This window comes from Affinundibacterium flavidum (assembly GCF_014284175.1).
Taxonomy (GTDB): Bacteria; Pseudomonadota; Gammaproteobacteria; order Burkholderiales; family Burkholderiaceae_D; genus Undibacterium; species Undibacterium flavidum.
In genome coordinates, this window is record NZ_JACOGA010000012.1 from 1 (window position 1) to 15,677 (window position 15,677).

General features: G+C 43.9%; 14 protein-coding genes, 2 rRNA genes and 1 riboswitch. Of the genes, 14 read left to right on the top strand and 2 right to left on the bottom strand.

Translation table 11 applies throughout. From position 1 onward, the window contains the following. The 9 genes from H8K55_RS13540 to H8K55_RS13580 form a co-directional block, all read left to right on the top strand. A 23S ribosomal RNA gene (locus tag H8K55_RS13540) occupies positions 1-78 on the top strand; the annotation flags it as partial. Positions 79-283: 205 nt separating this feature from the next. Continuing rightward, a 5S ribosomal RNA gene (gene rrf, locus H8K55_RS13545) occupies positions 284-396 on the top strand. A gap of 529 nt (positions 397-925) precedes the next feature. Then, complete coding sequence (locus H8K55_RS13550) at positions 926-1,570, top strand: GspH/FimT family pseudopilin (protein ID WP_186942603.1); 645 nt, start codon at positions 926-928, stop codon at positions 1,568-1,570. Between the two features lie 148 nt (positions 1,571-1,718). After that, a complete protein-coding gene (locus H8K55_RS13555) occupies positions 1,719-2,297 on the top strand; it encodes a GspH/FimT family pseudopilin (RefSeq protein WP_186942604.1) in 579 nt (192 codons plus the stop codon). 13 nt (positions 2,298-2,310) lie between these two features. Next, entirely contained in the window at positions 2,311-2,871 is a 561-nt protein-coding gene (gene pilV, locus H8K55_RS13560; RefSeq protein WP_186942605.1) for a type IV pilus modification protein PilV, read from the top strand. Next, complete coding sequence (locus tag H8K55_RS13565) at positions 2,868-3,899, top strand: PilW family protein (protein WP_186942606.1); 1,032 nt, start codon at positions 2,868-2,870, stop codon at positions 3,897-3,899. The genes pilV and H8K55_RS13565 overlap by 4 nt, the downstream gene beginning before the upstream one ends. Then, positions 3,896-4,447 carry a pilus assembly PilX family protein gene (locus H8K55_RS13570; protein WP_186942607.1) on the top strand — a complete coding sequence of 184 codons (552 nt, stop codon included), beginning with the start codon at positions 3,896-3,898 and terminating at the stop codon, positions 4,445-4,447. Before H8K55_RS13565 ends, H8K55_RS13570 begins: the two co-directional genes overlap by 4 nt. Before the next feature lie 12 nt (positions 4,448-4,459). Continuing rightward, a complete protein-coding gene (locus H8K55_RS13575; RefSeq protein ID WP_186942608.1) occupies positions 4,460-8,056 on the top strand; it encodes a pilus assembly protein in 3,597 nt (1,198 codons plus the stop codon). Positions 8,057-8,092: 36 nt separating this feature from the next. Further along, positions 8,093-8,563 carry a type IV pilin protein gene (locus H8K55_RS13580; RefSeq protein ID WP_329605044.1) on the top strand — a complete coding sequence of 157 codons (471 nt, stop codon included), beginning with the start codon at positions 8,093-8,095 and terminating at the stop codon, positions 8,561-8,563. Positions 8,564-8,687: 124 nt separating this feature from the next. Here the strand turns inward: H8K55_RS13580 and nrdR are convergent, their stop codons facing one another. Beyond that, on the bottom strand, positions 8,688-9,140 hold the full coding sequence (gene nrdR / locus H8K55_RS13585; protein ID WP_186942609.1) for a transcriptional regulator NrdR: 453 nt from the start codon (positions 9,138-9,140) through the stop codon (positions 8,688-8,690). A 208-nt stretch (positions 9,141-9,348) separates the two neighbouring features. Then, positions 9,349-10,596 (bottom strand): serine hydroxymethyltransferase, encoded by a 1,248-nt coding sequence (glyA, locus tag H8K55_RS13590; protein ID WP_186942610.1) that lies wholly within the window; start codon positions 10,594-10,596, stop codon positions 9,349-9,351. Between the two features lie 102 nt (positions 10,597-10,698). After that, positions 10,699-10,833: riboswitch (ZMP/ZTP riboswitch) on the bottom strand. A 408-nt stretch (positions 10,834-11,241) separates the two neighbouring features. On the opposite strand from glyA, the gene H8K55_RS13595 reads away from it, so the two are divergent. The 5 genes from H8K55_RS13595 to H8K55_RS13615 all read left to right on the top strand — a co-directional run bounded on the left by H8K55_RS13595 (position 11,242) and on the right by H8K55_RS13615 (position 15,655). Then, the gene (locus H8K55_RS13595; protein ID WP_186942611.1) at positions 11,242-11,988 is read left to right on the top strand and encodes an SDR family oxidoreductase; all 747 of its coding nucleotides are present in this window, start codon (positions 11,242-11,244) and stop codon (positions 11,986-11,988) included. A gap of 70 nt (positions 11,989-12,058) precedes the next feature. Next, positions 12,059-12,481 (top strand): tol-pal system-associated acyl-CoA thioesterase, encoded by a 423-nt coding sequence (gene ybgC / locus H8K55_RS13600; protein WP_186942715.1) that lies wholly within the window; start codon positions 12,059-12,061, stop codon positions 12,479-12,481. A gap of 153 nt (positions 12,482-12,634) precedes the next feature. Next, positions 12,635-13,330: a protein TolQ gene (tolQ, locus tag H8K55_RS13605; protein WP_186942612.1), complete on the top strand. Its 696-nt coding sequence runs from the start codon at positions 12,635-12,637 to the stop codon at positions 13,328-13,330. A gap of 28 nt (positions 13,331-13,358) precedes the next feature. Then, a complete protein-coding gene (locus H8K55_RS13610; protein WP_186942613.1) occupies positions 13,359-13,802 on the top strand; it encodes an ExbD/TolR family protein in 444 nt (147 codons plus the stop codon). Positions 13,803-13,810: 8 nt separating this feature from the next. Further along, on the top strand, positions 13,811-15,655 hold the full coding sequence (locus H8K55_RS13615; protein ID WP_186942614.1) for an autotransporter assembly complex protein TamA: 1,845 nt from the start codon (positions 13,811-13,813) through the stop codon (positions 15,653-15,655). Positions 15,656-15,677: the final 22 nt, after the last annotated feature.

Below are 15,677 nucleotides of genomic sequence, written 5' to 3' on the forward strand. Positions count from 1 at the left end.
GGACGTTGATAGGCTGGGTGTGGAAGTGCAGTAATGCATTAAGCTAACCAGTACTAATTGCCCGTAAGGCTTGTCCCTATAACTTTGGTCAGTTATTAGGTAACTACGACAAGTATTACAATAGTGTTTGTGAAAACGACAGTTTGACACATCACAACCCGATTATTTGCGACCGTCTTGATCGACGGTAACGCGTGGGCTTAGCCCACCCTACGAGCTTCTTCTTAATTGGATTTGTTGTTCTTCACAAACGAGCGTGAAAACAGCGAATCAACAAGTTATGCCTGATGACTATAGCAAGTTGGTACCACACCTTCCCATCCCGAACAGGACCGTGAAACGACTTTGCGCCGATGATAGTGCTGCAACCAGTGTGAAAGTAGGTCATCGTCAGGCTCTTATTCCGCAAAGCCCCTGATTCCATCGAATCAGGGGCTTTTGCTTTTGTTCTTCTGCTTTTGGGAGTTCGATTTTTATCCACACAAATTGCGTACTCGGTTAAAAATAGCATAATCTCCCACCTGACTTTATTGGCTTGCGGGCACGATATTTATCGCTCAAACTGGTGCTCGTACCTCAGAGTAGTGAACCATATCCATCTACTAAAAGCTTTTTTTGCTATAAACCTTTTGGGAATGGCTGAAATGAATGCATAGCATTATCACAATAGTACTATTCATAGCTGACTGATATTACAGCACAGCTTATTCCTAACTCTAAGCCCATTCTCGTCATTCGCATGTCTAAGTAAGAGATCAGTATCTCCAACTGTAAAGAAGGAGGGGGGGGGCTAAGTGCTCTAATTATATTAATCATGATTTTTTATAAACTTACATTAGATTGATAATGTTTTGTCGCAATCCATCATATTGGTTGTTGTAATTGCTTATTTATTTGTGAAGATTAAATGAAATTAACATATTAAATGTTAATATTATCTTTTGTTTTTGATATTTTGTTCGGTTTGCGAATTTGGAGTCATAAAATGCTGCGAAAGATAAAATGTAAGTCAGCAGGCGCTACTTTGCTGGAGGCGCTTATTGCATTGGCAATTATTTCTATTTTGATTAAGTTGGCAGTAGCGTCGTACTCTCGTCTGTTTTCCCAAACACAAATTATTGTTGCGGCAAGTGAATTGCATGCAGCTTTACTTTTTGCTCGGTCTGAAGCTCTTAAGCGTGGTGGAAATGTAATCATATGTCGCAGTACTTCTGCAAACGCACCGTATCCAGTTTGTAATGCGGATCACAGTGATTCGGATAGTAATTCGGGGTGGGGAGATGGCTGGATTATCTTTCATGACAGTAATGGTGATGGACGATTGTCTGACTCAGAAGATATTATCAGAGTTCAGGGACGGCTATTTTTATCGAATAGGGATGGCTCTATCATTCCTACACCCAATCGAAAGCAAATTAAATTTAATAGTTTTGGACAAGTATATGGGGTCTACATGCAGTTTGCTATAGTCCAGTCTCATCAGGAGCGGGAGGCAAATTTGGAGCGCTATATTTGTATAGCATCCGGCGGCCGCGCTCGTATTGATAAAGTAACTTGTAGTGGCAGATAATTCTTTTCTATCTAGGCTATGGCCATTGCCTAATGATGGCGCCACGCAATATACCAAACCTCATATCCACACTTCTTTGCCGCTTATCAGAAATGAGTTGCACAACGGCATCTCGAGAATATACTCTTGGGACAGATAGGAGTGAAAAATGTTTAGTTCAAATGAACAAGTTGGTTCTCAACGCGGAGTTACCTTGATAGAGCTCTTGGTAGTTATTGCGATTACCGGTGTATTGGCTGGTATTGCGATACCCTCATATAAAAACCTTGTAATTTCAAATCGGATTTCAAGTATATCTTCCGATTTGCATGGAAATTTGATGCTGGCGCGGACTGAAGCATTAAAGCGAGGGACTACTGTAACAATTTGCAAAAGCGCCAATGCCGACACCGTAACTCCGGTATGTGACCTTTCGCCTAGTACTGCCGGGACTAATGTTGGGTGGGGAAGTGGATGGCTGCTGTTTGTCGATATAAATTCAAATGGCAATTTTGATTCAACCGATACTTTAATTCGTGTACAAGGTCGTGCTCTGGCCAATGCACAAGAAGGTTCCATTGTCCCTAATAACGGTATTGAGTTCATTAGTTTCGGTATAACTGGCCAAACTTTTACGCCAGTGAATTATCAAATTAGTGCACCCACTGGATTTTCCACTTTAAATCGTGCCGTTTGTGTTGCAATCGGTGGGCGTATTCGTGTTGGTAGCGCACCAATTTGTGGTTAGCCAGGAGAATAATATGCGGTATTTTAAACACCAACAGGGTGCAACTTTAATCGAAATTATGGTGTCAATATTGGTGATGGCAATTGGTTTGCTTGGTTTGGCAAGCCTGCAAATTAATGCTATGAAATTTCAAAAAACGGCAAGTCAACGCTCGGAAGCGACACAAGCTGCTTATGATTTAGGTGAGCGCATGCGTAGCAATTGGGTGATCAGTAGTGTACCGCCTGCCAATTTGGCTGCAGATAAAATTGCAAATGCAACCAAATATACTTATAGGGAAGAATATACAGTAAGTTCGGCTGCGACACATACGCCACCGAACAATTGCAGAACATTAACCTGTGATACCAACCAGATAGCGGCAAATGACTTGCAGGAATGGTTACGATCACTACAGCGTCGTTTGATAGGGGGAACTGGCATTATTGTGCCAGTTGCAGGCGGAGCGGAAGCAACATTTGACGTGACTGTTATGTGGAAAGAACCCAGTTTTTCTGATGTTGATGCCAATTGTCCAGCTGTAGCAAATGCGCCTGCTGGTGTGCGTTGTTTTAACTTGAGATTCTCAATATGAAGCAGAACATAAAATTATCGCGATCCCTATTAAGAACCCAAGGGCGTTCTTTGATTGAAATTATGATCGCATTGACCATAGGAATGGTGATTCTGATTGCGATATCGACTCTCTTCATTGGTAATCGTCAGTCATTTCGGTCTAGTGATGATAAAGCACGGTTAGACGAAGAGGGGCGTTTAGCGCTGAATTTGATGGCATTTCATGTGCGTATGTCTGGTTATGGAACGATGCTTACGCCCATTGAAAAATATACTGATGAAAGAAATCCTGATTCGACCTTAATGAATAAGGTTTATCCCGCGACTTATACTACGTATACAGATCGCCGAACTGGGCAATCTGTTGATGCGATTAGAGGGTGTGCAGGGGGATTTGCTGATACCGCTGCAAATGTTGCAACTGTGGGATGTGCCGCAGGGACATCTTCTGATGCATTCTTGGTTCGATATGTTGTAGATCAAGATATTATTGCCTCTGGGGGGGCAGTACCTACGGATTGTTTGGGTTCAACTGTGTCTTTATCCCCCGCTATACCGGAGGAAAAGGGGCGCCCAGGCGCAGCGGCTTACTATTTGATTGAAAATCGTTTTTACGTGCAAAACAATGCAGCTACAGGAAATCCCGAATTATATTGTCGAGGTAATGGTGCAACAGTTCCAGGTGCAAATCTTGTAAACCCGGGGCAACCAATAGCTGAAAATGTGGAGAGCTTGAAGATCATTTATGGATTAGCTCCTGATGCAATAACAGTTAAAAATGCGATCAATGCAAATAATAGAACTGTCACCGGGCAAAGTGTGAATCAGTTATTGACTGCCGATTTAATAACGACTTCTGATATGTGGAGTCGTGTGATTTCAGTACGGATTTGCATAGTTGTTCGTTCAGCGAACGATAATATTTCAACGACAAATCAGTCATATCGTGACTGTAATGATAATCAAGTCGTCGCAACAGATAGACGATTGCGCGGAGTCTTTTCTACAACCGTGGCAATTCGCAATCGCTCAGTGGGGGCAACATGAGATTTAATTTTATACACCGACAACAGGGGTTCGTGCTTGTTGTTAGTATGATTTTCTTGATTATTATGACAATGTTGGCGGTCACCGCGATTAAGAAAGCTACTATGGATGAAAAGGTTACTAGTAATTTACGTGCTCAAGACATGGCATTCCAGGCTGCAGAAAAAGCATTACGACTTTGTGAAAGTAGTTTGATATTGGAAATTGGCGATACAAATATTTGTAAATCGCGGATAGGCTCTACCATACCGGTGATTCCTTCAACAAGGCCTTCAGATGTTACGAATGTAAATAGTAATTTTCCCAATCAATGGAGTGTCGCGTCTAATTGGCAAGATAGTGGTGGAGCTTATCCAGCAACCAGATTAATAGGAGCAAGCCAGCTTCCTAATGTCGTTGAACAACCTCGATGCATGATAGAGCGCTGGGAAATACCAAATGAGCGTGGTAAGGATTTTTACCCTTATGTAATCACAGCACGTGGGGTTGGTAGCTCAAGTACAGCGGTGGTTTGGCTGCAAGAAATTATTCGTTGCGGCAACAATTAATTGAGGTTCATTATGTTTAATAGAAAATCTTGTATGTCCAGATTGGTAGTTCGCATGCTGATTTGCGCGCAGGTCTTATTACCCTTGACTTCAATTGCTGCTATCTCAAATTTACCACCATTGGTGAAAGCTAATGTGCCACCGAATGTGTTTTATACCTTAGATGATTCAGGTTCGATGATGTTTGAGGCAATGCCAGAGGAGCTTACGCCAACTGGGAATTCAAGTTTAGATGGTTCCCGTATCGATCAGTTTACGTATTGTGGAAGTAGTTGTTGGATAACGAGAGTTTTTCCGGCGCCAGCGGATGTTTATAATGTGAGCGGTGCTGGTAACTACATAACCAATCGTCAAGCAGTTGTTGGATTTTCAGATAACATTACTGTTGCTCGTTGGCGTTCGCCAGCTGTCAACAAAGTCTATTATGATCCAAACGTCAGATACGATCCTTGGATAGATCCTGCGTCTATTACGACGGCTAATCCCTATGGTAGTAAGATGGCCAATGCAGATCCGTTGGCCGCGAAATATAATCCAGTTGCCGTTTCTGGTATGAGTACTGCCACATTAAATCTGACAATTGAGCAAGCGTCTACATTGCATTCAAATACATGGTTAAATGATGCAGCAAATAATGTGTCGACAACGCCGACTTGGACTGTCAATAGCGTATCGAAGACGACATTTTACCCTGCCACTTATTTTCAGTATAACCCATCTAATTTGCCGACTTGTACAACTAGTCAATTGAGTTGTTTTACTCGGGTAGAAATTAAGTTGGGCACTACATTCCCAGCGAAAGCATCGACTCGCTCTGATTGCGCTTTGAGTACATGTACTTATGCAGAGGAAATTGTCAATTTTGCGAATTGGTTTCAATATTATCGCTCACGGATCTTGAGTGCTCGAGCGGGTAGTGGACGTGCATTTTCCAATCAGGCTCCTACATTGAGGGTTGGCTTTGGAACGATTAATACTTCTGGAACAAAAGTATTGAATGTTTCCGATGATTTTGATGTGGCAAATAAACAAAATTTTCTCAATACACTTTACCAGCGAAGAATCCCAGCGGCAGGTACACCCTTACGAAAAGCCGTCGATGAAATTGGACAGTATTTTAAAGATACCTCCATCACCGGGCCGTGGCAGACAAGATATAATGTTGGAAACGTCACCGATCAATTAAGTTGTCGGCAGAATTATAATATCCTGATGACCGACGGTTATTGGAATGGAAGTGGTGCTGGCAGCGGAAGGACTGGGGACTGGGATGCTAAAAATGGTACCTCGAAAACCAGTTCAGAGGGGGTTACATACCAATATATTGCTGCACCTCCATACCGAGATGCTACAACGGATACATTGGCTGATATTGCTATGTATTACTGGGTCAATGATTTGCGTCCAGATTGGGGGCAGTCTAAGAAAAATGTGCCGCCATCTAGAGATGGAAATGATCCGGCATTTTGGCAGCATTTGGTTCAATATACGGTGGGACTTGGTGTGACGGGCACCCTAGATCCTGCGGTTGATTTACCTGCACTGACAGCCGGCACGAGAAATTGGCCCGCGGCATCAGATACCGATTATCAAGTTGATGATTTGTGGCATGCTGCATTGAATTCACGTGGAAAATATTTTAATGCTGGTAATCCCCAGGCATTTTCTGATGCGTTAAATAGTGCATTGAATGAAATTGCAGCGCGTGCTGGTGATGCGGCGGCGGTTGCAACATCCAAAAATACCTTAGATATAGGTTTGAAACTGTATACTTCCACCTATCAAACAGCAGATTGGTCTGGGAGGTTGGAGCAGAAATCCGTGGATTCAGTGACAGGAAACATTAGGACACCTAACGATTGGGATACCGATACAAAAATTCCAGCGCTCGCCTCACGTAGAATTGTGACGTCAAATTTGGCTGGTAGTGGAGGAATTGATTTTAGTTTTTCAAATTTGAGAACTTCTGACCAGACACTTTTTAATACTGCGGCCGCGGCATATGCTCCAGCATATACAGTCACAGGCAATAATATTTTAGATTATTTAAGGGGGGATAGATCCCTTGAATCTAGGCCGTTTCGTGCAAGAAGAGTGTTATTGGGAGATTTGGTTAATTCTGATCCTCAATACGTAAAAGAAGGCAAGGATGGTGGTTATATTTTCTTGCCAAGTGACATCCGTGGTAAGAGTACTTATAGCGCATTTCTGACCACAAAAAGCACTCGTGCAGCGACAGTCTACGTCGGTAGTAATGATGGTATGTTGCATGCCTTTGATGCGACTGACACGGTTACTGGTGGCAATGAACGATTTGCATTTGTACCTAATGCGATTATTCCCGGCTTACCAGAGTTACCGAAACCGAATTATGTTCATCGGTTCTATGTTGATGGTACGCCTACCATAGCAGATGCCGCAATCGGTGCTGATCCAACGCCATGGCGCAGTATTCTGGTAGGTACAACAGGAGCAGGTGGCAGATCGGTATTCGCGATGGATGTCACTGACCCAACGAACTTTGATAGAAATAAAGTGATGTGGGAATATAGCGCAGCTACGCGTGGTACTGATAATGATCTCGGATATACAATTGGAGTTGCACAAATTGGTGTGATGCGGGATGGTCGTTGGGTCGCGATATTCGGTAATGGGTTTGAAAGCGTAAATCAGAGGGCAGTTTTATATGTTGTCGATTTAGCGTCTGGCAATATTATTAGAAAAATCGATACTGGCGCAGGTGGCGTCTCTACTCCAAATGGACTGGCAACACCAAAGTTGTTATTAAATGCGGACTCTACTATCAAGGCGGTTTACGCAGGAGATCGCCAGGGTAATATGTGGAAATTCGATTTTATTACAACAGGAACAATACCATCATTGGTTACGACGCCTTCAGTGGCATTGAGTGGACTGCCGCTCTTCACGGCAATAGAAAGTAGTAGAAGACAGCCTATTACTACGCAACCCCAGTTGGTTCCACATCCTGATGGTGGATATATGGTGGTGTTTGGAACCGGGAAAATTTATGAAGATTCGGATTCTGCGACTGTTGATAGGGAATCTTTATATGGTATCTGGGATAAAATCGTTCCCACTCAGGTAACGCAGTCACAGTTGACGCAACAAACTTTAACTGCAAGTGGCAACTTTTATTCTGTATCTAAGAATGTGGTAGATTGGGCCACTAAACGAGGCTGGTACATTACCATGAATATAAGGAGTGGTGAGCGTATTGTGAATGATCCTATTATTTTTGAAGATCAAGTGATTTTTACAACGCTTGTGCCGGGAAATAGTGCAGATTTATGCGTGATTGATGCTTTGTCTACGACATTGCAAATTAGTCCTTTCAACGGTGGCGCACTAGGTTATAGGACGATTGATACTAATCGCGATGGAGTTATTGATAGTTCGGATACTATGGCAAGTGGTCGTCAATCAGCTGCAACCTTTGGTACCACTATTATTCGTCTTGGTAATCGAAAAATAAAAGTGTATCAGGCTGATGCCAGAACAGGAACAGTGCCGCCGACTGGTGAAAATTTAAATCTATCTGAAGGTATCCCGACAGTGCGTTTATGGCGGCAATTGATTGGTCGGCAGTGATTTTAATTATTGATAAATTTATGGAACAGGTCGTATATGATGATGCATAGAAAAATTGCCGTTCGCGGGTTTACGTTAATTGAGTTAATGGTTACTGTAGCGATTATTTCTATTATTAGCGCAATTGCTTATCCTAGCTATCGTGAAAATGTACGTAGAAGTAATCGTGCAGAAGTACGCGCATTGATATTGGAAAATGCCCAATATATGGAACGATTTTTTACAGAAAATAATTCTTATCTGCAAACTTCAGGAGCAGCTCCAACCGCACCAGTTTTGCCGAATCTAGTTTCACCACGAGGTGCTACGGGGGCTAAAGTGAATTACACTCTTGCGTTTAGTGCATTACCTGCCAGATCGGCGACCACTTTTTCGATCGATGCAGTTCCCACGAATTATATGGCATCAGATGCATGTGCTACTTATACCTATAATCATTTAGGCCAAAAAGGAACTTCCGGCACCTTGGGTGCTGGCATGACAACTGATTCTTGCTGGTCTAAATAAATAGTATGTGTCTTAGTTTAGGCAAGGTTGGAGTCTGTATTGAAATGTTGCTTACTTGAATGTGTAAAAACGAAATATTTGAAATTGATCATTTTTCATAGCGAGCAAAGTACTAATTTGCTCGCTATTTCTTTTTAACTTCCTGAATCGCTTCCACAAACTCTGACACATCTTCAAAGCTTTTGTAGACCGACGCAAAACGAATATAGGCGATCTTGTCCAGACGTTTAAGTTCGCGCATGACGAGCTCACCGAGATGGCCAGAGACTATTTCACGCTCACCACTTGCTAATAATTTTTCTTCTATGCGTTGAATCGCGGTATCAACTGCTTCAGCTGAGACTGGTCTTTTGCGTAGTGCCAGCATCAGGCTTGCACGTAATTTAGATGATTCATATTCAGAGCGACTACCATTCTTCTTGACGATCACGGGCATCGCTAATTCTATGCGCTCGTAGGTAGTAAACCGTTTATCACAGCTTGCACAGCGGCGACGGCGACGTATCGTATCGCCTTCCTCTGATATTCTGGTATCGATAACTTGCGTATCGCCGTGGTGACAGTATGGACATTTCATGAAAGTTCTCCTGCCAATACCTGATTATTTTTAATATATATCAATGGGTTCAATGGGTTCTTATGATATTGATTTTTGAGATTTTTTTATTGATCTCAACGAAGATAGAGTATCGTTGATAAAAGATTTTTTTGAACAGTTTTTTGAACAAATTTTTTAATAAAAATGTGCCATAAAAAAGCCACTCGAGGGAGTGGCTTTTTTGTTTTTAGTTACCGTAGACAGGGAAAGCGTCAGTTAATTTCTTCACTTCTGTTTTCACGCGTTCTATCGTCGCAGCATCATTTGGATTATCCAAAACATCGGCAACCAAATGACCAATCTTGATTGCTTCGGCTTCTTTGAAACCGCGAGTTGTCAAAGCTGGGCTACCTAAACGAATGCCGGAAGTGACGAATGGTTTTTCTGGATCGTTAGGGATAGAGTTCTTGTTACATGTGATATGGGCAGAGCCGAGAACTGCTTCAGCTGCTTTACCTGTAATGTTCTTAGAGCGTAAATCGACCAGCATTACGTGAGATTCTGTACGGCCAGAGATGATGCGCAAACCGCGTTCAATCAAAGTCTTTGCCAATGCATCAGCATTTTTTACCACTTGTTCTTGGTAGGACTTGAATTCTGGATTCAATGCTTCTTTGAATGCGACTGCTTTACCAGCGATGACGTGCATTAAAGGGCCGCCTTGCAAACCTGGGAAGATCGCAGAATTGATGATTTTTTCGTATTCTGCTTTCATCAAAATGATGCCGCCACGTGGGCCACGCAATGACTTATGTGTGGTTGACGTCACGAAGTCAGCAAACGGTACTGGATTCGGATAAACACCAGCAGCGATTAAGCCCGCATAGTGCGCCATATCGACCATGAAATACGCGCCGACTTCTTTAGCGATTTTAGAGAAACGTTCGAAATCAATACGCAGAGAATAAGCAGACGCACCAGCGATGATCAATTTTGGCTTGGTTTCACGCGCCAGACGTTCCATGGCTTCGTAGTCGATTTCTTCTTTGTCGTTCAAACCGTAAGACACCACGTTGAACCATTTACCAGACATATTCAATGGCATACCATGTGTCAAGTGACCACCCTCTGCCAGAGACATACCCATGATCGTGTCGCCTGGTTTTAAGACAGCAAAGAACACGCCTTGATTGGCTTGTGAACCAGAATTTGGCTGCACGTTAGCTGCTTCTGCGCCGAAAATTTGTTTCAAGCGATCGATCGCTAATTGCTCCACTACGTCTACGTGTTCACAGCCGCCGTAGTAACGTTTGCCTGGATAACCTTCAGCATACTTGTTAGTCAGTTGAGAACCTTGCGCTTCCATGACGGCTGGCGAAGTATAGTTTTCAGAGGCGATCAACTCGATATGTTCTTGTTGACGGACATTTTCAGCTTGAATCGCGGCGAGCAATTCTGGATCGATATTAGCGAGAGTATGATTCTTGGAGAACATGGGTTTCCTGTAGAAAAAAAGCGTAAAAAACGAAAAATTAGATTGGGACTGATCTGTAAAAATGCGCCAACTTGTGGATACAAGTCTCAATCACTTTTACCATCGGGATACCCAGGCGTACGGCCAGAATCGACATCTTTGACTCTGCAAATCTCACGCTTCATGATGGAACTCCATCTTCTGCAAGCTATCTTTGGATAAAAAAAGGCTGCATTTTCGCCAGTTGCGTGAGACAAAATGGTGCACGAATTTTACGTGAAGAGGGGTATTTCGGCAAGTTACGTAAAGGTAAACACAGCTTTTGAATCGAGTGAAAGTGTCGGGCTTTCTTGACTGAACTGTTTTCGATTTTTTGTAGGCAAAAGCGGTCTCCAAGAGCTATTTTTCACTTGGAACCACTATTTTGCGTACTCGGATGGCGGCAAAATGTTTCCTAATATGCTTGAAATTTTGAAACAGGTTAAAACTGAAGTGACATTAAAAGTGATAAAAAAGCTATGTCAATCAGTTGTTGGATCCGAAATTAGCTTAATTTAGCTGAATTTGAGAGTCAGATCTATTTTTTCAGGCGTGGTTCATAACGCCTCACCTAGTAAAAACCTTTAAAATGTCGCCTTTACCAATGACTAATGAAAGCTGGAGAAAATGCTGGTACTTATCACAGGAGCGAGTTCAGGTTTTGGCGAGGCAATGGCGCGTAAATTTGTGCAGACCGGGCATCGTGTGATTGCAGCGGCTCGTCGTATCGATCGTTTGCAAGAATTGCAGTCTGAGTTGGGGAACGCTTTACATGCTGTCGCATTGGACGTCACAGACAAGTTATCAATTGCCACGATGCTGGAAAGCTTGCCATCTGAATGGCGTGATATTGACGTATTGGTCAACAATGCTGGTTTAGCCTTAGGTGTCGCTCCTGCGCAAAGTGCGAATCTGGAGGATTGGGAAACCATGATCGACACCAATAACAAAGGCTTGGTGCGTATGACGCATGCGCTATTGCCGCATTTTATTGCGCGGAAAAATGGTGTGATCTTAAATATTGGTTCGATAGCCGGTTCAACCGCTTATCCCGGTGGCAATGTCTATGGTGCCACTAAAGCTTTTGTCGACCAATTTACCTTGAACTTACGCGCAGATTTGATAGGTACTGGCGTGCGTGCGACAAATATTGCACCTGGCTTGTGTGGAGGCACTGAATTTTCGAATGTCCGGCTGAAGGGGGATGATGCCGCAGCCGCCAAGGTTTATCAGGGAACGCAGCCCTTGACTGCGGAGGATATTGCAGAAACAGCGTATTGGATCGCTACTTTACCCGCCCATGTGAATATCAACTATATCGAGATGATGCCTATGTGCCAGGGTTTTGGGCCTTTGGCGATACAGCGTAATTGAGTTCTTCGCCCTAAGCAAATCGATGCTTGATCACACCGAACATAAATAAAAGAGATAGAGACAGGCAATGATGCAGACTTTTAGTTGGCCAGTACGGGTATATTACGAAGATACCGACGCAGGTGGTATTGTGTTTTACGCGAATTACCTGAAGTTCTTTGAGCGCGCCCGCACTGAATGGTTACGCGCGATTGGTGTCAATCAAAATCAGATGGCGCAAGAATTTAATTCTGTGTTTGTCGTCAAATCGACGGCGGTCGAGTATCATGCGTCAGCAAGACTTGATGATGAACTTATCGTGACAGTGCTGGTCGAAAAGACAGGTCGCGCATCGATTGCTTTCTCACAAGAGGTACGCTGCGCGGAGCGTTTATTGACGAGCGCCAAGGTGACAATTTGTACTGTCGAGCGCACTGAGTGGCGTTCGATGCCGATTCCGGCGCCCGTGTTGAGATTGATTAATCCAGCGCTATTTGCAGCCTCAACGGATTGACGCACCGGTGCATAAAATGTTCGTGCAACATAAGGACAAGAAAAAATAAGCAATCGAAATAAGTATCAGCAATAGCAAAAAAAGATTAAACGCCTTACGGCGTGTATATCATTTCCTGCATTTTCAGCGTTTTAGTTTTTTACCTAGATAATCATGACAGTTACTCACGATCTTTCCTTCTCCGCACTGATTTTGAACGCATCACCACTAGTACAAATTGTGATGGTGATTTTGTTGCTGGTTTCACTGACGAGCTGGAACTACATTTTTAGTAAAATGTTTGCGATTAAAAAAGCACGGACGCAGACCGAGCAATTTGAAAGGCAATTCTGGGGTGGTGGTAACTTGGTTGAACTTTATCAACAAGCGACAGCAAATCACCGTGGTAGTCGTGATAAGACCGGTGCTTTAGAGCGCATCTTTGAAGCAGGTATGAATGAGTATCACAAAGTGAAAGCGGCGAACAAAGCGAGTCTCGATGCCTCAGCGATGCTCGATGGCGCACGTCGTGCAATGCGCGCCTCCTACCAACGGGAAATGGATCACCTTGAATCGCATTTGTCCTTTTTAGCATCGGTTGGTTCGGTATCTCCCTACATCGGTTTGCTAGGAACTGTATGGGGGATTATGAATTCCTTCCGTGGTCTGGCGAATGTGCAGCAAGCGACCTTGAGTGCGGTGGCACCGGGGATCGCCGAAGCCTTGATTGCGACCGCGATAGGTTTGTTTGCCGCGATTCCAGCAGTGTTAGCCTACAATCGCTATTCTCACGACATCGATAGATTGGCAATTCGCTTCGAAACTTTTATCGAAGAATTTTCGAATATTCTGCAAAGACAGTCACGTTGAACGATAAGAATAAGCTGATAGCGCAAACATGAGTTCTCTTCGTGGCGAACGTAAACGCAAATTTAAGGCTGAAATTAATGTCGTCCCGTATATCGACGTGATGTTGGTATTGTTGGTGATTTTTATGGTGGTCGCACCGATGACTAATCCTAATGTCATCAATTTACCAACGGCAGGACAATCGACAAAACCGCCATCTGACTTTATTGAGATCACTTTAAGCCCGGATGCGTCGGCGACGATTAGTATCACGACGCGTGGCAGCACCAATGGTAATAGTAAGCAAGAAGGCAAAGAAAGCGCGCTTGATCGTAAGCAATTGCTGCGCAAATTGAAAGAGTACCATGAGGCCAAACCAGAGTTATCGGTACTAGTGTCCGGTGATAAAGACATCAAATATGATGAAGTCATACAGGTGATTTCTGAGGCTAAAAAACTGGGCATCCAACGTGTGGGGCTCGCTACTAAGTAGTGTATAGCATGGGTCAACATTTATCGCGAGCAGCTACATCTTTAGGACTGAGCGTAGCGTCACTACTGTTAGCTGCTTATGGAATGCGAGAGGCGCAGGCACAGCAGATTACCGCTGCGGAATCAGTGACCCCAGTACCTCAAGTCGCATTGTTAACGCAGCAAGCAGAAGGTATTTTCGCCAGATTTTACTTGAGCGAATTGAGTAAGCCTCTCGCTAATTTGCTCAATGAACACGTGCCAGTTTTATCCTCCAGTGCTGAAGCGCAAATTCCTACACCGAGCTTGCTCCGCAAACTTCAACGCGACATTACCGAAATTTTAGCGACCGAAGGCTACTTTTCTGCGCAAGTTGAATTTAATAAAAATACTGACGGTACCCGCATTGATATACAGGTTGATCCCGGCGTGCGTACGACGATTAAATCGGTCAGTATTAATTTCACCGGTGAGCTGCAAGCGGCAGCTGACAGCGGCGATGCGGAGGCGATTAAGCGGCGTGATAGTTTGACGAAGGAATGGAGTTTGGAGCAAGCTCAGGCATTTCGTCAAGATGACTGGAGCCATGCTAAAACCATGTTGATGGAAAAACTCCGTTCTTATCGTTATGCTGGTGCGACCTTAGTCGATAGTCGTGCGAATATTGATGCCGATAGTCACTTAGCGACTTTGGAAATCGATGTCGATAGCGGCGCCGCTTTTGTGATTGGCGATTTGTTGGTCACAGGTTTAGAGCGTTATCCGCTGTGGTTGATTGATCGCTTTAATCCTCCCAAAAAAGGCGAGCCATATTCCAGTACACGTCTATTAGAATTTCAACGCGCATTGCAAAATTCAGCGTACTTTTCTACGGTCGCTTTCAACATCGATACCGATAGTACGAAAGCAGAAGCATTGCCGATAGAAGTTTCGTTGGCCGAGCGACAAACGCGCGATTTAGGTTTCGGTACAGGTGTCAGTTCCAGTACCGGTTTTCGTACAGAAGTCAGCTATCGCGATAGAAATTTTCTGGATAGAGTCTGGGATTTACGTTCTGCCGTTCGTCTGGAACAAAAGCGTCAACTCTCGTACGCGGATGTGTATTTGCCGCCGAATGACAATAACCGACTAGATTCCTTTGGTGTTTTATTCGATCGTTCTAAACTTGCCGGTTTGCTGCAAACGCGCTCGGCTTTGGGTGTAAAACGTAGTATCACCAATGGCATGGTTGAGCAGCGCCTGGGGCTCAACTATCTGCAAGAAAAAGTCGAAAACACCTCTATCGAGACAGAACGCCGCAGCCGTGCTTTAGTCGCTAGCGTGGGATGGACTTGGCGCGACGTTGATGATGTGTTTGCGCCACGTCGGGGACAGCGTGCGCAATTGGATTTTGCGGTGTCAGATAAGGCGCTGATTTCTGACCAACGTTTTGTGCGTATGGTGGGTAAGTATCAGTATTGGTTACCGATCGCGGCACGCGATGGTCTTCTGTTTCGTACTGAATTCGGTAAAGTTTTTAGTAGTAGTGTTGACGGCATTCCTGAAGATTATTTATTTCGTACAGGCGGTAGTACCACCGTGCGGGGTTATGCTTATCAAAGTTTAGGTGTGATCAAGGGACAAGCGACCACAGGTGGGCGCATCATGGCAGCTTCCAGCCTTGAATATGTGCATTGGCGTACCGATACCTTGGGTGTTGCAGCGTTTGTAGATGCCGGTGACGCAGCAAAAAATTGGAGTGAATTTAAAACGAAGCAAGGCTTGGGAATCGGTGCACGGATTAAGACCCCGGCCGGCCCGATTGCCTTAGATTTAGCTTACGGTAAGCAAGTTAAAAAGTTTCGTTTAGACTTTTCAATTGCTATTGCCTTTTAATTTGACTTTGTTCGACACTTTG